This window comes from Oxalobacteraceae bacterium OTU3CINTB1 (assembly GCA_024123955.1).
Taxonomy (GTDB): domain Bacteria; phylum Pseudomonadota; class Gammaproteobacteria; order Burkholderiales; family Burkholderiaceae_D; genus Rugamonas.
Map to the genome: position 1 here is coordinate 999,223 of CP099652.1, position 18,058 is coordinate 1,017,280.

General features: G+C 63.6%; 15 protein-coding genes. 13 read left to right on the forward strand and 2 right to left on the reverse strand.

Translation table 11 applies throughout. The features are described 5' to 3' along the window. The first annotated feature begins 85 nt into the window (after nt 1–85). The 3 genes from NHH73_04345 to NHH73_04355 are packed head-to-tail and all read left to right on the forward strand — an operon-like array spanning nt 86 to nt 4,988. Nucleotides 86–4,099, forward strand: coding sequence for an FAD/FMN-binding oxidoreductase (locus NHH73_04345; protein USX27539.1), 4,014 nt, complete (start codon nt 86–88; stop codon nt 4,097–4,099). Continuing rightward, nucleotides 4,096–4,545, forward strand: a complete 450-nt coding sequence (locus NHH73_04350) for an HIT family protein (GenBank protein ID USX27540.1) — start codon at nt 4,096–4,098, stop codon at nt 4,543–4,545. The genes NHH73_04345 and NHH73_04350 overlap by 4 nt, the downstream gene beginning before the upstream one ends. Nucleotides 4,546–4,559: 14 nt before the next feature. Continuing rightward, complete coding sequence (locus NHH73_04355; GenBank protein ID USX27541.1) at nt 4,560–4,988, forward strand: DUF971 domain-containing protein; 429 nt, start codon at nt 4,560–4,562, stop codon at nt 4,986–4,988. Between the two features lie 124 nt (nt 4,989–5,112). On the opposite strand, the gene NHH73_04360 is transcribed toward NHH73_04355, so the two are convergent. Continuing rightward, nucleotides 5,113–6,042 carry an aliphatic sulfonate ABC transporter substrate-binding protein gene (locus NHH73_04360; GenBank protein ID USX27542.1) on the reverse strand — a complete coding sequence of 310 codons (930 nt, stop codon included), beginning with the start codon at nt 6,040–6,042 and terminating at the stop codon, nt 5,113–5,115. A gap of 9 nt (nt 6,043–6,051) precedes the next feature. Beyond that, the gene (locus tag NHH73_04365) at nt 6,052–7,107 is read right to left on the reverse strand and encodes a LacI family DNA-binding transcriptional regulator (GenBank protein ID USX27543.1); all 1,056 of its coding nucleotides are present in this window, start codon (nt 7,105–7,107) and stop codon (nt 6,052–6,054) included. Between the two features lie 210 nt (nt 7,108–7,317). On the opposite strand from NHH73_04365, the gene NHH73_04370 reads away from it, so the two are divergent. The 10 genes from NHH73_04370 to NHH73_04415 all read left to right on the forward strand — a co-directional run bounded on the left by NHH73_04370 (nt 7,318) and on the right by NHH73_04415 (nt 18,034). Next, on the forward strand, nt 7,318–9,570 hold the full coding sequence (locus NHH73_04370; protein USX27544.1) for a TonB-dependent receptor: 2,253 nt from the start codon (nt 7,318–7,320) through the stop codon (nt 9,568–9,570). After that, entirely contained in the window at nt 9,570–10,859 is a 1,290-nt protein-coding gene (locus NHH73_04375) for an LLM class flavin-dependent oxidoreductase (protein USX27545.1), read from the forward strand. Before NHH73_04370 ends, NHH73_04375 begins: the two co-directional genes overlap by 1 nt. Before the next feature lie 136 nt (nt 10,860–10,995). Beyond that, complete coding sequence (locus NHH73_04380) at nt 10,996–12,288, forward strand: dienelactone hydrolase (protein USX27546.1); 1,293 nt, start codon at nt 10,996–10,998, stop codon at nt 12,286–12,288. 74 nt (nt 12,289–12,362) lie between these two features. Beyond that, nucleotides 12,363–13,097 (forward strand): bifunctional demethylmenaquinone methyltransferase/2-methoxy-6-polyprenyl-1,4-benzoquinol methylase UbiE, encoded by a 735-nt coding sequence (ubiE, locus tag NHH73_04385; GenBank protein USX27547.1) that lies wholly within the window; start codon nt 12,363–12,365, stop codon nt 13,095–13,097. A gap of 17 nt (nt 13,098–13,114) precedes the next feature. After that, on the forward strand, nt 13,115–14,077 hold the full coding sequence (locus NHH73_04390; GenBank protein USX27548.1) for a Tim44-like domain-containing protein: 963 nt from the start codon (nt 13,115–13,117) through the stop codon (nt 14,075–14,077). Between the two features lie 100 nt (nt 14,078–14,177). Then, a complete protein-coding gene (locus NHH73_04395) occupies nt 14,178–14,801 on the forward strand; it encodes an SCP2 sterol-binding domain-containing protein (protein USX27549.1) in 624 nt (207 codons plus the stop codon). Beyond that, nucleotides 14,798–16,366 carry a ubiquinone biosynthesis regulatory protein kinase UbiB gene (ubiB, locus tag NHH73_04400; protein USX27550.1) on the forward strand — a complete coding sequence of 523 codons (1,569 nt, stop codon included), beginning with the start codon at nt 14,798–14,800 and terminating at the stop codon, nt 16,364–16,366. The genes NHH73_04395 and ubiB overlap by 4 nt, the downstream gene beginning before the upstream one ends. A gap of 2 nt (nt 16,367–16,368) precedes the next feature. Next, nucleotides 16,369–16,965, forward strand: a complete 597-nt coding sequence (locus NHH73_04405; protein ID USX27551.1) for a TPMT family class I SAM-dependent methyltransferase — start codon at nt 16,369–16,371, stop codon at nt 16,963–16,965. A gap of 73 nt (nt 16,966–17,038) precedes the next feature. Beyond that, nucleotides 17,039–17,344, forward strand: coding sequence for a zinc ribbon domain-containing protein (locus NHH73_04410; GenBank protein USX27552.1), 306 nt, complete (start codon nt 17,039–17,041; stop codon nt 17,342–17,344). A gap of 69 nt (nt 17,345–17,413) precedes the next feature. After that, nucleotides 17,414–18,034: a DUF502 domain-containing protein gene (locus tag NHH73_04415; GenBank protein USX27553.1), complete on the forward strand. Its 621-nt coding sequence runs from the start codon at nt 17,414–17,416 to the stop codon at nt 18,032–18,034. Nucleotides 18,035–18,058 lie beyond the last annotated feature (24 nt).

The following is an 18,058-nucleotide window of genomic DNA, read 5'->3' on the forward strand; positions in this document are numbered from 1 at the left end:
CGCCGTCTAAGGGTGTTCCGACATGGTGCGTCGCAATACGCTAGAATGGCCCTCCCGGGTTCCAGTTTACAAGTCCAATCGCATAATGAATGCCCCTGCTCAAATCCAAGCTCTGCTGGCGGAAACGCCCCACGGACCGGAGGCCCAGCGTCTCCGCGAAATTCCTTACAACTACACGTCGTTTTCCGATCGCGAGATCGTCATCCGGCTGCTGGGCGAGGAATCGTGGAGCTTGCTCGATGCCTTGCGCGGCGCGCGCCAGACCGGCCGCTCGGCCCGCATGCTGTACGAGGTGCTCGGCGATATCTGGGCCGTCCGCCGCAATCCGTACCTGCAGGACGACATGCTGGACAATCCGAAGCGCCGCCAGGAGCTGATCAACGCGCTGCACCACCGCTTGGCCGAGGTCGACAAGCGCCGCCTGACCGTCGACGACGACGGCAGCGAATCGGAAGCGTCCAAGCAGCGCAGCGTCAATGTCATCAAGCTGCTGCGCGCGGCCGGCAAGGCCGTGGCCGACTTCGGCGAGGAATTCAAGCAGGTCTACGACCTGCGCAAGCGCACCAACAAGGTGCTGGGCCGCTACACCGACAAGCACAACATCTGCTTCGACGGCATGAAGCGCATCTCGCACGTGACCGACGCCACCGACTGGCGCGTCGAGTATCCGTTCGTCGTGCTCACGCCCGACAGCGAAGAGGAAATGGCCGGCCTGGTCAAGGGGTGTATCGAGCTGGGGCTGACCATCATCCCGCGCGGCGGCGGCACCGGCTACACCGGCGGCGCCATTCCGCTGACGCCGATGTCGGCCGTCATCAACACCGAGAAGCTGCTCAACATGGGCCCGGTCGAGATGAAGGTGCTGCCCGGCCTGGACAAGGAATACGCCACCATCTACACCGGCGCCGGCGTGATCACCAACAAGGTGTCCGAAGCGGCTGAAAAAGCCGGCTTCGTGTTCGCGGTCGATCCGACCTCGGCACACGCGTCCTGCATCGGCGGCAACATCGCCATGAACGCCGGCGGCAAGAAGGCCGTGCTGTGGGGCACCGCGCTCGACAACCTGGCATCGTGGCGCATGGTCGATCCGAACGGCGACTGGCTCGAAGTGACGCGCCTGGACCACAACCTGTCGAAGATCCACGACACGCCGTTGGCCCGCTTCAAGCTGGAATGGACCCATCCGAGCGCGCGCGGCGAAGCCAAGGGCGCGCCGTTCAAGACCGAAATCCTGGAGATCGCCGGCCGCACCTTCCGCAAGGAAGGCCTGGGCAAGGACGTGACCGACAAGTTCCTGTCCGGCCTGCCGGGCATCCAGAAGGAGGGCACGGACGGCCTCATCACGTCCGGCCGCTGGATCTTGCACAAGATGCCGAAGTTCGCCCGCACCGTCTGCCTGGAGTTCTTCGGCCAGGCGCGCGACGCCATCCCGTCCATCGTTGAAATCAAGGATTACCTCGACGGCCTGCCGGCCAAGGGCGAGCAGTTCGCCACCCTGCGGCTGGCCGGCCTGGAGCATCTGGACGAGCGCTACCTGCGCGCGGTCGGCTATGCCACCAAGTCGAAACGCGGCGTGCTGCCGAAGATGGCGCTGTTCGGCGACATCGTCGGCGACGACGAGAACGCCGTGGCCATGGCCGCGTCGGAAGTGGTGCGCATCGCCAATACCCGCGTGGGCGAGGGTTTTGTCGCCGTCAGCCCCGAGGCGCGCAAGAAGTTCTGGCTCGACCGCGCCCGCACGGCCGCCATCGCCAAGCACACCAACGCCTTCAAGATCAACGAAGACGTCGTGATCCCGTTGAACCGCATGGGCGAGTACACCGACGGCATCGAGCGCATCAACATCGAGCTGTCGATCAAGAACAAGCTGCAGCTGGTCGATGAGCTGCGCGACTTCTTCGCCGCCGGCAATCTGCCGATCGGCAAGAGCGACGACGCCGACGACGGCGTGGGCGACGCGGAAATGCTGGGCGATCGCGTGCAGCAGGCCGAGGCGCTGCTGACGCAAGTGCGCGACCGCTGGACCTTCCTGCTGGCCGAGCTCGACAAGCCGTTGAGCACCGTCACCGGCGAGCTGGCCGCGCTGGGCCTGGAACGCCTGCTGGCCGTGTTCGACGAGCGCCTGAAAACACAGCCGGACGCGACCCTGTTCGACATCGTCCAGGACCGCACCATCCGCGTGACGTGGAAGCAGGAAATCCGCGCCCAGCTGCGCCAGATCTTCAGCGGCGCGGCCTACAAGCTGATCCTCGACGAGGCCACGGCGATCCACAAGCGCGTGCTGCGCGGGCGCGTGTTCGTGGCGCTGCACATGCACGCCGGCGACGGCAACGTCCACACCAATCTGCCGGTCAACTCCGACCACTATGAGATGCTGCAACTGGCGCATTCGGCTGTCGCGCGCATCATGGTGCTGGCCCGTTCGCTCAACGGCGTCATCTCGGGCGAGCACGGCATCGGCATCACCAAGCTGGAGTTCCTTACCGAGGAAGAAATCGGCCCGTTCCGCGACTACAAGCTGCGCGTCGATCCGGAAGGGCGCTTCAACAAGGGCAAGCTGCTGAACCTGCCGGGCATGGAGGCGGACTTGTCCAACGCCTATACGCCGTCGTTCGGCCTGATGGGCCACGAATCGCTGATCATGCAGCAAAGCGATATCGGCGAGATCGCCAACAGCATCAAGGACTGCCTGCGCTGCGGCAAGTGCAAACCCGTGTGCTCGACCCACGTGCCGCGCGCCAACCTGCTGTACTCGCCGCGCGACAAGATCCTGGCGACGTCGTCGCTGATCGAGGCCTTCCTGTACGAAGAGCAAACCCGCCGCGGCATCTCGATCAAGCACTGGGAAGAGTTCGAGGACGTGGCAGACCACTGCACCGTCTGCCATAAATGCGTAACGCCATGCCCGGTCAACATCGACTTCGGCGACGTCTCGATGAACATGCGTAACCTGCTGCGCAAGATGGACAAAAAATCGTTCAATCCGGGCAAATCGGCGGCGATGTTCTTCCTCAACGCCACCGATCCTTCCACCATCAACGCCACCCGCGCGGCGATGGTCGGGATCGGCTACAAGGCGCAGCGCCTTGGGAACGACTTGCTGAAGAAATTCGCCAAGAAGCAGACCAAGGCGCCGCCGCCGACCACCGGCAAGCCGCCGGTGCGCGAGCAGGTGATTCACTTCATCAACAAGAAAATGCCGGGCGGCCTGCCGAAGAAGACCGCGCGCGCACTGCTCGACATCGAGGACGACAAAGTCATCCCGATCATCCGCAATCCGAAGAAGACCACGGCCGATACCGAGGCGGTGTTCTACTTCCCGGGTTGCGGCTCGGAGCGGCTGTTCTCGCAGGTGGGCCTGGCGACCCAGGCGATGCTGTGGGAAGTGGGCGTGCAGACCGTGCTGCCGCCGGGTTACCTGTGCTGCGGTTATCCGCAGCGCGGCTCGGGCGAGTACGACAAGGCCGAGAAGATGATGACCGATAACCGCGTGCTGTTCCATCGCATGGCCAACACGCTCAATTATCTGGACATCAAGACGGTGCTGGTGTCGTGCGGCACCTGCTACGACCAGCTGGCGACCTACGAGTTCGACAAGATTTTCCCGGGCTGCCGCATCATGGACATCCACGAGTATTTGCTTGAGAAGCAGGTGCGCCTGGAAGGCGTGACCGGCACGCGCTATATGTACCACGAGCCGTGCCACACGCCGATGAAGTTGCAGGAGGCGACCAAGACCGTCAATGGCCTGATCGCCACCCACGACAACGTCAAGATCGAGAAGAACGACCGCTGCTGCGGCGATTCGGGCACGTTGATGATCGCGCGTCCGGACATCTCGACGCAGGTGCGCTTCCGCAAGGAAGAGGAAGTCATCAAAGGCGCCGACAAGCTGCGCGCCGACGGCTTCGAGGGTGAGGTCAAGATCCTGACCAGCTGCCCGGCCTGCCTGGGCGGCGTGTCGCGCTACGGCGAGGACGCCGGCACCACGGCCGACTACATCGTCGTCGAGATCGCCAAGCACCTGCTGGGCGAGAACTGGATGGCCGACTACGTCAAGCGCGCCAACGACGGCGGCATCGAGCGGGTGCTGGTGTGACGGCGGCCTTTGCTGACACCTGTGATCTTTGCCGGCTGCTGGCGGCGCCCGCCGAGGGCGTCGTCATCTGGAGCGACGATCAGCTGTCGGTGATCGCCGTCGAGGATGCCGAGTATCCGGGCTTCACGCGCGTGGTGTGGAACGCCCACGTCAAGGAAATGACGGATCTGGATGCGGCCGAGCGCGGCCATGTGATGGATGTCGTGTTCGCGGTGGAGTCGGCGCAGCGCGCCGTGATGGCGCCGGAGAAGATCAACCTCGCCAGCTTCGGCAACATGACGCCGCACGTGCACTGGCATGTGATTCCGCGTTATCTGGACGATGCGCATTTTCCCAACGCGAGCTTTGCCACGGCCGTGCGGTCCGGCGCGCCGGAAGTGCTGGCCGCGCGCCGCGCGCTGGTGCCGGCGCTGCACGCCGCGATTGTCGAACGTTTAAACGCCTGATTGAAAGTCCACCTATGAGCACCAAGAATCCAACCGCCATCACCGTCCACAACAAGTCCAAGGTGCTCGACATCGCCTTCGACGACGGCGCCTCGTTCACGATTCCGTTCGAGCTGATGCGCGTGTATTCGCCGTCGGCCGAGGTCATGGGCCACGGCCCCGGCCAGGAAGTGCTGCAAGTCGGCAAGCGCGAAGTGGGCATCGCGGCGATGGACCCGGTCGGCAACTACGCGGTGCAGCCGACCTTTACCGACGGACACAATACAGGATTGTTCACGTGGGATTACCTGTACAAGCTCGGTAACGAGAAGGACAAGCTGTGGCAGGATTATATGGACCGCCTGCATGCTTCGGGACTGGAAGGCGACAGCGGCCGCGATCCCGCCAACACCCCGGCGCCGGCGCCGCACGTGCATGGTCCATCCTGCGGGCACAAACACTAGTGTCACGGGGAGACACGTAGGGCGGATTAGCGAAGCGTAATCCGCCATGCATGCTCCGCCAGCGGCTCAAAGATGGCGGATTACGGCGTTCCGCCTAATCCGCCCTACGTGTCTCCGTTAGACTTTACCTGCCGCCGGTCGGTTGCCACGGCCAGACGCTTACTGCCACATTGATCGGCTTCGGTATCAATTTCTGCTGATAGAACACGTCCGCCACGCGCTGCTGATTGGCGGCGATGGCGGCGCTGACCGGCACCGCGCCATAAAGCGTGCGGCGCTGCCAGGTCGCCACGATATCCGCTGGCAGTCCCATTTGCGGCGCCAGCATCGCGCTCACTTCCTTCGTGTGCCCGTTGGCCCACTGGCCGGTCAGCGCCACCTGTTCCAATAGCGCCGACAACACCTTCGGCGACTGCGCGGCGAACTTGCGCGACGCCAGATAGAATCCGTTCGCCTGCGGCAGGCCCGTATAGTCGCTCAGCACCCGCACCTGATACGACTTCTGCGCCGACGCGAAGTACGGGTCCCACACCACCCACGCATCGATGCCGCCGCTGACGAACGCCGCCCGCGCATCTGATGGCGACAGGTACACCGGCTTGATGTCGCTGAGCTTCAAGCCCGCCTTCTGCAACGCCGACGCCAGCAGGAAGTGCGACCCCGATCCCTTCTGGAACGCGACCTTCTTGTCTTTCAAATCCGCCACCGTGCGCGCCGTCGAGTCCTTCGGTACGAAGATCGCCTCGCTGTTGACCGGCGCCGGCTCGGCCGCGACGTACAGCAGGTCGATGCCGGCCGCCTGCCCGAACACCGGCGGCGGCGCCCCCGTGCTGCCGAAATCGATGCTGCCGGCGTTGAGCGCCTCCAGCATCTGCGGACCGGCCGGGAATTCGATCCACTTGATCTGCTGGCCGGCGAAGGCCTTCTCCAGCGTGCCCTGATTCTTCAAGATGCCCAGCAAGCCGCTGCTTTTCTGGAAGCCGATGGTGATGGCCGGCGCGCTGTGCGCCAGCAGGGGAAGGGCCAGCAGCAAGCCGGCGGCGATGTTCTTCATGGTTTTCCTTTATGCGCTTTCGCGCTCGATAAGTTCGCAGGCCAGCAGGTTGAGGCGCGTGTCCTGACCGGACGCCGGCAGCACGCCCAATTGTTCGAGGATGCGCAGCGCGGCGATCTCGCCGATCTCGCGTCCCGGCGGCCGGATGGTGGTCAAACTGGGAAGCAGCAGCGGCGAGAACGGATAGTCGCCGAAGCCGACAATGGCGCACTGTTTGGGTATCTCCAGCCCGGCGCGCTGGCCCGCCAGCAAGGCGCCCGCCGCCAGATTGTCGTTGGCGAAGATGATCGCTTCAGCATTCCGGCCGCTGCGCTTTGCAGGCTTGAGCGCCAGCGCCTCAATGGCCTGTTTCCCGGCGTCGAACGGCGCCTCGGCCGTCGGTACGTAGATGTTCGGTTGCAGCCCATGCTCGTGCATCACGGCCGCGTAGCCGTCGCTGCGGTCCACGGCACTGAGGTCGCCCGCCAGGCTGTTTTGCACGAAGGCGATGCGGCGGTAGCCTTTGGCGTACAGATAGCGCGCCGCCTGCTCCCCAACCACGTGATTGGAGTAGCCGACTTGGATCGGCTTGCGGCGCGGTTCGTAGTCCCATGTTTCGACCACCGGGATCCCTGCCTCCGATAGCAGCTTTTCCGTTGCGCGGTTGTGGAACCGCCCTGTCACCACCAGCGCCGCCGGCTTCCAGCCGAGGAAGGCGCGCACCGCGTTCTCCTCCTGCTTGGCCGAGAAGTAACTTGACGCCAGCAGCAGTTGATAACCGTGTCGGCTTAACGTGTCGCTGAAACTCTGGATCGTGCTGGCGAAGATCGGGCCGGAGATATTCGGGATCACCATGCCGATGATGCGGCTGTGCGACGACGCCAGACTGCCCGCCATCAGGTTCGGCACATAGCCCAACTGCTTGACGGCGGCGGCGATGCGCGCGCTGCGCGTGGGCGCCACGCGGCCCGGCTCCGTGAAGTAGCGCGACACAGTGATCGAGCCGACTTCCGCCAGCCGCGCCACGTCGTGGATGGTCGCGCGGCCGGAGCCACGGCGCTTGCGTGTGATTTCCGGATCGCTCATTTGCTTGGTTCGCGCATATTTAAAAAAGACATATCGATGAGTTTTTTAATTCTTTGACTTCAAATCGGCCCGCACCGACACTAAAAAAAGGGTATCGGTACCATTTAAAGTCTAGCAAACGTCAGGCGGGGAACTAAGTTGGTTCTTCGATGATGAAAGTGGATTTTCCGCATATGGCGCAAAGGGCGCTTTCAAATCAAGGGATCGGCAATGAAGAACAACAGTAAAAATATCGGTGCGCTGACGTTGGGCGCTTTGCTTGTCAGCTCGGCGTGGGCGGGCGGGTTGGATGCGGCTGATGCCCTGGACGCGGCCAGCGCACCCATTCTGGATCGCGCCGACAGCGCCGCCGTTCCCAGCGTGACGGTCAGCGCGACGCGCCGCAACACCTCGCTGCAATCGGTGCCGGTGGCTGTGTCGGTGTTGAACGGTGACGACCTGGCACAGGCCAACCGCACCAGCATCGACACGATCGTCCAGGAAGTGCCGAGTGTGACGTTCCGCCAGCAGGGCGGTAACAAGGATTCGACGATCTTTGTGCGCGGTATCGGTACCATCTCGACTTCTCCCGGCGTGGAACCGACTGTGTCGACGGTGATCGACGGCGTGGTGTATGCGCGCCCGGGCCAGGCGACGCTGGATTTGCTGGACATCGAGCATATTGAAATCCTGCGCGGCCCGCAGGGAACCTTGTTCGGCAAAAACGCGTCGTCCGGCGTGCTGAATGTGATCGGCCGCAAACCATCGGAACAAACCAGCGGCTTTGTCGACGCTTCCTGGTACGAGGGCAACGAGAAGCGCGTGCGCGGCGGCCTGTCCGGCACGATCCAGCCAGGCGTGGTCAGCGCCGCCGTCACCGCGCTGTATGCGGACTACGACGGCAACGTCGATAACGTGCATGCCGGCGGCGGCAAGGTGAATGGCTACGACCGCAAGGGCGTACGCGCCCGCGTCGACATCACGCCGAACAAGGATCTGGATGTGAGCCTGATCGCCGACTATCTGCGTTCGAACGCGACACCTTCCTTCACCGCCTACAAATCCACCAGCGCGCCGTTCTCGCAGGCGATCGCGCCGGTCGTCGCGTCCACCGAAAACCGCAGTATCAACACCGATATCCCAAGCGATATCCGCGATACTAACAAAGGCTTGTCGGCGCAGGTCGACTGGCGCAACGGCGGCTACACACTGACTTCGATCACCGCCGTGCGTGACTGGGACAACCAGCAGTACACCAGCACCTCGGCCATCGGCAACGCGGCGGAGGTGGCGCGCATCTCGGCCGCGTATCCTGCGACGCGCGATATCGGCACCGTCGATTTCCGCCAAGTGTCGCAAGAACTGAGGCTGGCGTCGCCGAAGGATCAGTTCCTCGAATACGTCGTCGGCGCGTTCTACTTGCATGGCAAGGACCGCGAAATGTACCAGCGCATCGTCGTCACCACCACTGCGTCGAACGCCGGCCGCGCTGACTATGGCGTCAAGAACGACAGTTACTCGCTGTTCGGCGAGAGCACGCTCAATCTGACGCCGGAGTGGCGCGCCATCGTCGGCGCGCGCTGGACCAAGGACGAACTGTCCTACGACCATGTCCGCACTTCGACATCGACGGCGGCTTTCCCCGGCGTTCAGCCCGGCGTAAGCAACAGCGGTTCGACCAGCGAGGACGGCTACTCCGGGCGTTTGGGCCTGCAGTACCAGCTGTCGCGCGACGTGAACGCCTACGCGACCTACTCTCGCGGCTACAAGGGACCGGCCTATAACGTCTTCTTCAACATGCTTGGCCGCGACACTTTGGCGCTGAAGCCTGAAACGTCCGATTCGTTCGAACTGGGACTGAAGGCGAGCGCCTTCGATCGCCGGCTGACCGCCAACGTGGCAGTCTTCAATACCAAGTACTCCAACTATCAAGCCAACTTCTTCGATACCGTCGCCGGCACCGTGATCACGCGCCTGATCAACGCGGGCGACGTCTCGACCAAGGGCGTCGAGCTGGATATCAATGCGCGGCCAACCCGCCAGCTGACGTTGACCGCGTCGCTGGCCTACACCGATGCGCGTATCGACAGCTTCAACTGCCCGCCGGCCGCCACGGCGTCGTGCAACCTGAATGGCCAGCCGTTGCCGTTCTCGCCGAAGTGGAAGTCCTTCACCCGCGCCAACTACGCGCTGCCGCTGCAAAACGGCTTGATCGTCGACTTCTCGGCCGACTATACGTATCAGGCCAAGACGCAGTTCGACCTGTTCCAGTCGCCGGATGCGATCCAGGGCGCGTATGGCGTTATCAACGCCGGCATCGCGTTGTCGTCGACGCCGGGCGGCTGGCGCGTCGCGCTGGTGGGTAAAAACCTGGCCAACAAATCCTACGCCACCAATCTGGTCACTTCGACCGGCTACGTCACGCGCGCCGTGCCAAGGGACGACGAGCGTTACTTCGGCATCACCGCGCGCAAGGAGTTCTGATGACGCGTCAATTGAGCATCGCCGCCTTCATGATGCGGCACGGGCACCATGTGGCCGCGTGGCGCCATCCGCAAACGGACCTGGAGTCGAATCCGTTCAAGGTATTCCGGCAGCAGGTGCAAAGCGCGGAGCGGGCCTGCCTTGACGCGGTGTTCTTCGCCGACAGCCTGGCGCTGACCGGCGGCGTACCGGCGCTGGAGCCGTTGACCTTATTGTCGGCGCTGGCCGCATCGACCGAAAAGATCGGTTTGGTCGGCACCGCCACCACCACCTACAACGAGCCTTACACGGTGGCGCGCCAGTTCGCGTCGCTCGATCAGATATCGGAAGGCAGGGCGGGGTGGAACCTGGTCACGTCCGACAACGCGGCGGAGGCGGCCAATTTTGGCCGCGACCAGCACGTGGCGCACGCGGCGCGTTATGAGCGCGCGCGAGAATTTCATCAGGTTGTCACGGGATTGTGGGATAGTTGGGAAGATGGGGCGCTTATTAACGACAAGGATGGCGGCCGGCTGATCGATCCCGCCAAGCTGCGCAAGCTGGATCATCGCGGCCCGCATTTCGCTGTCGCCGGACCGCTGAACGTGTCGCGCAGCCCGCAGGGGCGGCCGGTGGTGGTGCAGGCCGGCGGTTCCGAGGCGGGGCGCGATCTGGCCGCCGCCACGGCGGAGGTGGTGTTCACGGCGCAGCCCTCGCTGGCGAAGGCGCAGGATTTTTACCGCGACATGAAGCGCCGCGTGGCGGGGCACGGCCGCAGGCCGGAGTCGCTGAAGGTGATGCCCGGCTTGTTCGCCGTGGTGGGGCGTTCTCAGGGCGAGGCGGACGACAAGTTCGGTCAGTTGCAGCGTTTGATCGAGCCCAAGGCCGGTCTGGCGCTGCTGGGACGCATGATCGGCAACTTCGATTTGTCGGGCTATCCGCTGGACGGGCCGCTGCCGGATCTGCCGCAGACGCAGGACGGGCAGCGCAGCCGCCAGCAGTTGCTGACCGATCTGGCGCAGGGCGAGAATTTGACGATACGCCAGCTGTACGAGCGCATCGCCGGCGGGCGTGGACACTTCACGGTCGTCGGCACGGCGCAGGCGGTGGCAGATCAGATGCAGGCGTGGTTCGAGCAGGAGGCAGCGGACGGTTTCAATTTCATGGCGCCGGCGCTGCCGGGAGGCCTGGATGATTTTCTGTCGCTGGTGGTGCCGGAATTGCAGCGGCGCGGCTTGTTCCGCACCGAGTACCGTGGCACGACGTTGCGGGAGCATCTGGGGCTGAAGGCCGTTGATAATTCGTGGTGACACGTAGGGCGGATTAGGCGGAACGCCGTAATCCGCCAATGCGTGCGCCGTCGAAACGCACGCATTGGCGGATTACGCTTCGCTAATCCGCCCTACGTGTCTCCGTGGTTAAGCTATGTTTAGAATAGGATGTGAGATGAAGGTAGCTAGCAGGATTGTGATCGCGGCGGTAGCCGTATCGGCATTCATCGCGCCATTGCACGCACAAGAATACTTCGGCGACTTCCGTCCCGACGCGCCTGAACTGGCCGCGCGCGGCTCGTTGCCGGTCGGCGTGCGCACCTTGGTCGCCGAGCATGCGGACCAGATAGACGTGCTCCGTTACAGCGACGCCAATCCGAATCCGCGCTACACCCGCAAGCTCACACTGGAAGTCTGGTATCCGGCCACCCTTGCGGCGGGACAAAAGGAACATACGGTTTATAACGATGTGTTGGGCTCCGGTCCGAACGATCCCGCCCGGCCCAACACGCCATTCCAGTTCAACGGCCGCGCGGCGCGCGACGCGGCGCCGGTCGCCGGACGCTATCCGCTGGTGATCGTCTCGCACGGCTATCCCGGTTCGCGCCTGCAAATGAGCTACCTGACCGAGAACCTGGCGTCGAAGGGCTACGTCGTGGTGGCGATCGACCATCCCGAATCCACCCGCGCCGACAAGGCCGGTTTCGCCAGCACCCTGCTGAACCGCCGCCTGGACGACCTGTTTGTGCTCGACAGCGTGACGGCTTGGGCCAAGCCGGGCAGCGGCAACTTCCTCGCCGGCGTGGTCGATGTCGGCAATACCGCTTTGATCGGCTACTCGATGGGCGCATACGGCGCGCTGAACACCGTCGGCGCGGGCGTGAGTGCCGCCGCCGCCGCGTTTGTCCCCGGCGGCAAGCTGGCCGTGAACCAGCAGGGCAACGCGGACTACGCATCGCACCGCGACGCCCGCATCAAGGCGGTGGTGGCGTTCGCCCCTTGGGGCGGCGCGCACAAGGTATGGGATGCCGATGGGCTGGCCGGCGTGCGCACGCCAACCTTGTTCATTACCGGAGACCAGGACGACGTGGCCGGCTACAAGGATGGCGTGGTGCGTATCTTCGAGGGCGCCGTCAATGCGGACCGCTACCTGCTGACCTACCAGGGCGCTCGCCACAACTCGGCGCCAAACCCGCCGTCGCCGGCGATGTGGTCCAGTTTCGACGATTTCCAGTCCTATGCCGAGCCGGTGTGGGACAGCCGCCGCATCAACAACATCAACCAGCATTTCGTGACGGCCTTCCTCGGCATCCACCTCAAGGCGCAGGCGTTGCAGCCGTATCTGGAGCTACCGCCGCTGGCCGCCGACGGCACCATCAAGCCCGATCCTGGCCTGTGGAAGGGCTTCCGCAAGCGCGCCGCGCTTGGGCTCGAGTGGCGCCATCTGCCCCCACAATCGGCCCGATAGGCGTCCAAGGGCGCGCGGAAGGGAAAAAACCCCGTGCGCTTGTATAATGCAGGCAAACTAACAGGCCTGCCACCATGACAAATACCACTCATTTCGGTTACAAAACCGTCGCGGAAGACGACAAAGTCCGCGAAGTTGCCAAGGTTTTCCACTCCGTCGCCGCCAAGTACGACATCATGAACGACGTCATGTCGGGTGGCCTGCACCGTCTGTGGAAGACGTTCACCATCGCCAACGCGGCCGTGCGCCCCGGTTTCAAGTGCCTCGACATCGCCGGCGGCACGGGCGACCTGGCCAAGGTATTCGCCAAGCAGGCCGGCCCGACGGGCGAGGTCTGGCTGACCGACATCAACGAGTCGATGTTGCGCGTCGGCCGCGACCGCCTCTTGAATCGCGGCCTGTTGACCCCCACCTTACTGTGTGACGCGGAGAAATTGCCCTTTCCGGACAACTATTTCGACCGCGTCAGCGTCGCCTTCGGGCTGCGCAACATGACCCACAAGGACCAGGCGCTGGCTGAAATGCGCCGCGTATTGAAGCCCGGCGGCAAGTTGCTGGTGCTGGAGTTTTCGAAGGTGGCGACGCCTTTGCAGAAACCGTACGATATTTATTCATTCAAGGTGCTGCCTTGGATGGGCCAGAAGATTGCCGGCGACGCTGAAAGCTATCGCTATCTGGCCGAGTCGATCCGCATGCACCCGGACCAGGACACGCTCAAGACCATGATGGAAGAGGCGGGTCTGGAACGGGTAACGTATTACAACTTGACGGCAGGTGTGGCCGCTTTACACACCGGTATCAAACTGTAAATACTGTAGGAATGACCATGAACATGAAAAAACTGATGATCAGCGCGGTTGTTGCGCTGTCCGCGTTCACGATGCTGGCCGAGGCGACCGCGCGTCCCGCCGGCGGCAACCGTTCGATCGGCCGCCAGTCGCAAAACGTCAACCGCATGCCGCCGGCCGCCGCGCCGACCCCCGCACCGCGCCAGGCCGCGCCTGCGCCGGCACCCAACGCACAAAACGCACCGAACGCCATGCCGGCCAAGCGCCCAAGCATGTGGAAAGGTATCCTCGGCGGCGCGCTGCTGGGGCTGGGCCTGGGCGCCTTGTTCTCGCACTTGGGCATCGGCGGCGCGATGGCCGGCATCCTGAGCACGATGCTAATGCTGGCGTTGCTGGCCGGCGCCGCGTACTTCATCTTCCGCATGTTCCGCCGCAAGTCGCAGCCGACCGTGGCCCCGGCAGGTGGCAATTTCGGCGGCAACTTCAACGGCAACAACAATGCGTATAACAACGCGAACGCCTATACCGCGCCTGCGAGCGGCGGCACGCCGGAAATCGGTTCGCGCCTGCCTGAGCAGCAATACCAGCCGGTGCAAGCCGCGCCGGTGCCGCACACCCCGTGGGGCGTGCCGGGCGATTTCGACGCCGTGTCGTTCCTGCGCGTTGCCAAGAGCAACTTCATCCGCCTGCAAGCGGCCTGGGACAAGGGCGACACCGCCGATATCCGCGAGTTCACGACGCCTGAAGTGTTTGCTGAAATGAAAATGCAAATCAACGAGCGCGGCGCGCAAAAGGATTACACCGACGTCGTCAGCATCGACGCCGAGCTGCTGGGCATCGAGACCAGCGAAACCGAATACTTGGCCAGCGTCAAGTTCACCGGCATGATCAAGCCGGCGCCGGACGCGCTGGCCGAGCCGTTCAACGAGGTGTGGAACCTGACCAAGCCGATCTCCGGCGCCTCGGGCTGGTTGCTTGCTGGTATTCAACAGTTGGCCTAATCACCGGGAAATCCCGGCGAACTGGTAAGATCGAGACCGCCCGCTTTCCGGGCGGTTTTGTTTTTCTGGCGTAAAGAACTTGTTGAGCGACGACCTACCGATGACCCCACTGAATTTCAGCCACTTTTCCGCCCTGTTATCGGCCGCCGCGCCTGCCAGCGCGGCCGTCAACCATTTGCTGGCGCAGGAGCCGTGGGCGCGAGAGCAGTTGCGTCGCCACGCCGGCAAGGTCGCCTGCATCGATGCCGGCACCGTCGCGCTGCGCCTGCGCGTGACGGCCGACGGTATGTTCGAGGCCGCACCGGCGGACGAGCAGGCCCGGGTTACCATCAGGGTCAAACTGTCGGACTTGCCGCTGATCGCGCAAAACCGCGAACGCGCGTTTTCCTACGTGCGCATCGAGGGCGACGCCGATTTCGCCAACGCCATCTCCAGCCTGAGCACGTCGCTGCGCTGGGAAGCGGAATCCGACCTGGAAAAAGTGGTCGGCCCGGTGGCGGCTGTGCGCATGGTCTCGGGCGCCAAGGCCGCGTTCGAGGCGGTCAAGACGGGCCACCAGAAGCTGGCCGAAAACGTCGCCGAGTTCCTGCTCGATGAAAAACAGGTGCTGATACGCCCGCAGGCGGTCGAGCAATTCTCGGCCGACGTGGTGCGCCTGCGCGATGACGTGGAACGGGCCGCCAAGCGCCTGGCCAAACTGGAACAGAAACTGGGAACCCAATGATTTTGAAATTTTTACGCCTGCTGAAAATCCTGCGGGTCGCCATTCGTTACGGTCTCGACGAAATCGCCATCTCCGGCCTCAAAGTGCCGCGCACCGCCAAACTCATCGACACCATCATTTTCTGGCGCGACATCTCCGCGCCGCGCGGCGTGCGCCTGCGCATGGCGCTCGAGGACCTGGGACCGATCTTCGTCAAGTTCGGCCAGGTGCTGTCGACCCGCAGCGATTTGATACCGGCCGACCTGGTGATCGAGCTGTCGCGCCTGCAGGACCGGGTGCCGCCGTTCGATTCCGACCTGGCCATCGCGCAGATCCGCAAATCGCTGGGCGCCCATCCCGACCAGCTGTTCGCCTCGTTCGAGCGCACCCCGGTGGCGTCGGCGTCGATCGCGCAGGTGCACTTTGCCACCTTGAAGGACGGCAAGCAGGTCGCGGTCAAGGTGCTGCGTCCGGGCATGAAGAAATCCATCGACGAGGACGTCGCGCTGATGCATATCGCCGCCGAGTGGGTCGGCCGCGTTTGGGCCGACAGCAAGCGCCTGAAGCCGAAGGAAGTCGTCGCCGAGTTCGACAAATACCTGCACGACGAGCTGGATCTGATGCGCGAGGCCGCCAACGCCAGCCAGCTGCGGCGCAATTTCGCCGACTCCAAGCTGCTGATGGTGCCGGAAATGTACTGGGACTATTGTTCCAACAGCGTGATCGTCATGGAGCGCATGCACGGCTTGCCGGTGTCGCAGATCGACAAGCTGGAAGCGGCCGGCGTGGACCTCAAAAAACTGTCCAGCGACGGCGTCGAGATTTTCTTCACGCAAGTGTTCCGCGACGGCTTTTTCCACGCCGATATGCATCCGGGGAACATCCTGGTGTCGATCGAGCCGGAAACCCTGGGCCGCTACATCGCGCTCGACTTCGGCATTGTCGGCACGCTCAACGACTACGACAAGGATTACCTGTCGCAAAACTTCCTGGCCTTCTTCCGCCGCGACTACAAGCGTGTGGCCGAAGCCCACATCGAATCGGGCTGGGCGCCGAAGGAAACCCGTGTCGACGAACTCGAATCGGCCGTGCGCGCCTGCTGCGAGCCGATCTTCGACCGCCCGCTGAAGGATATTTCCTTCGGCCAGATCCTGCTGCGGCTGTTCCAGACCTCGCGCCGCTTCAATGTCGAAGTGCAACCGCAACTGGTGCTGCTGCAAAAGACGCTGCTCAACATCGAAGGCCTGGGTCGCCAGCTCGACCCCGACCTCGACCTGTGGAAGACCGCCAAGCCATATCTGGAAAACTGGATGGCCGAGCAGGTCGGCTGGCAGGGCTTGTTGCAGCGATTGAAGGCCGAGGCGCCGCGCTACACGCAAATCCTGCCGCAACTGCCGCGCCTGGTGCACCGGGCGCTGGAGCAGCAGGGCGAAAAGCCAACCGATAACGGCGAGCTGATCAAAGTGCTGATCCACGAACAGCAGCGCACCAACCGTCTGCTCAGCCTGGTGATTTATGTTGGCGGCGCGTTCGGGCTGGGCGTTGCCGGCTTCCAGCTGTATCTGCGCTGGCACCATCTGCTCTGACCATGGCCGAGTTCCAGCAGCGCGATCCGATGTCGCCGGCGTTCTGGGATGAACGCTTCGCGCGCAACTTCACGCCATGGGATCGGGGCGGGGTGCCGCTGGCGCTGCGCGACTTTGTCGCCGCCAACGCGCCCATGGTCACCCTGATACCCGGCTGCGGCTCGGCCTACGAGCTGGCGTTTTTGGCCGGGGCGGGGTGGGATGCGACCGCGATCGATTTTTCGCCGCAGGCAGTGCGGGCAGGTAAGCTCGCTGTTGGCGAGCATGCGGATCGCGTGGTCGAAGCGGATTTCTTTGCGTGGCAGCCGGCAAAGCCGTTGCAGCTGATATATGAGCGCGCCTTCCTGTGCGCCATGCCGCGCGCGATGTGGCCCAGGGTGGCGACGCGCTGGGCCGAGTTGTTGCCCGCCGGAGCGCTGCTGGCCGGCTACTTCTTCTTCGATGACGCGCTCAAGGGGCCGCCGTTCGGCATCGCCCGCGAGCAGCTGGATGCATTGCTGCGGCAAGATTTCGAGTGCGTCGCCGACGACCCGGTCAGCGATTCCATCCCGGTCTTCGAAGGCAAGGAGCGCTGGATGATCTGGCGTCGACGGACTTGACCGCAGGAAACAGGCTAGGGCGGTGTAAAAAGCTTTATAATTCAGGGTTTTGATGATTTTTGCGGAGTAATAGATGCCGATCTACGCTTACCGCTGCGAGGCATGTGGTTTTGCCAAGGATGTCTTGCAGAAGATTTCCGACCCGCAGCTGACTGTTTGCCTGTCGTGCGGCAAGGAGTCGTTTAAGAAACAATTGACCGCAGCTGGTTTCCAGCTGAAGGGTACCGGCTGGTACGCGACCGATTTCCGTGGCGGCACGCCGCCGGCGACGGGCGTGTCCACCGGTCCGGTGGACGGTGCGGCCAAGGCCGACGCCCCCAAGGCGGACGCGGCTGCGAGCGCGCCCGCCAAGCCGGCGAGCGGCACGGGAACGGCCTGAACGACGGCAGCGGTCCGGCCGCTGCCGCCCGTCATTCCACCCACATGAGCACCCATATAAGAGTCTTCGATGCGTAAATATTTCATTACCGGCCTGCTGATCCTGGTGCCGCTGGCGATTACCGCCTGGGTGCTGAGCCTGGTCATCAACACGATGGACCAGTCGCTGCTGTTCGTGCCGGAGCGCTGGCAGCCGCATACGCTGATCGGCTTCGACATCCCCGGCCTGGGCACGCTGCTGACGATCGTGATCGTGTTCCTGACCGGCCTGCTGACCAACAACCTGGTCGGCAACTACGTGGTGCGCATGTGGGAAAAGCTGCTCAAGCGCATTCCGCTGGTGAACTCGCTCTATTCGAGCGTCAAGCAAGTGTCGGACACCTTGTTCTCGTCGTCGGGCAACGCCTTCCGCAAGGCGGTGCTGATCCCGTATCCGCACCAGAACTCGTACACCATCGCCTTCCTGACCGGCACGCCCGGCGGCGACGTCAAGAACCATCTGGTGGGCGATTACGTCAGCGTCTACGTGCCGACCACGCCGAATCCGACGTCGGGCTTTTTCCTGATGCTGGCGCGCAAGGATGTGGTCGAACTCGACATGTCGGTCGACGCCGCCCTGAAGTACATCGTCTCGATGGGCGTGGTGGCGCCGGAAAGCGTGCCCCAAGCCATCCAAGTCGTCAGCAAATAACGCAGCATCAGCAACACACCGAAT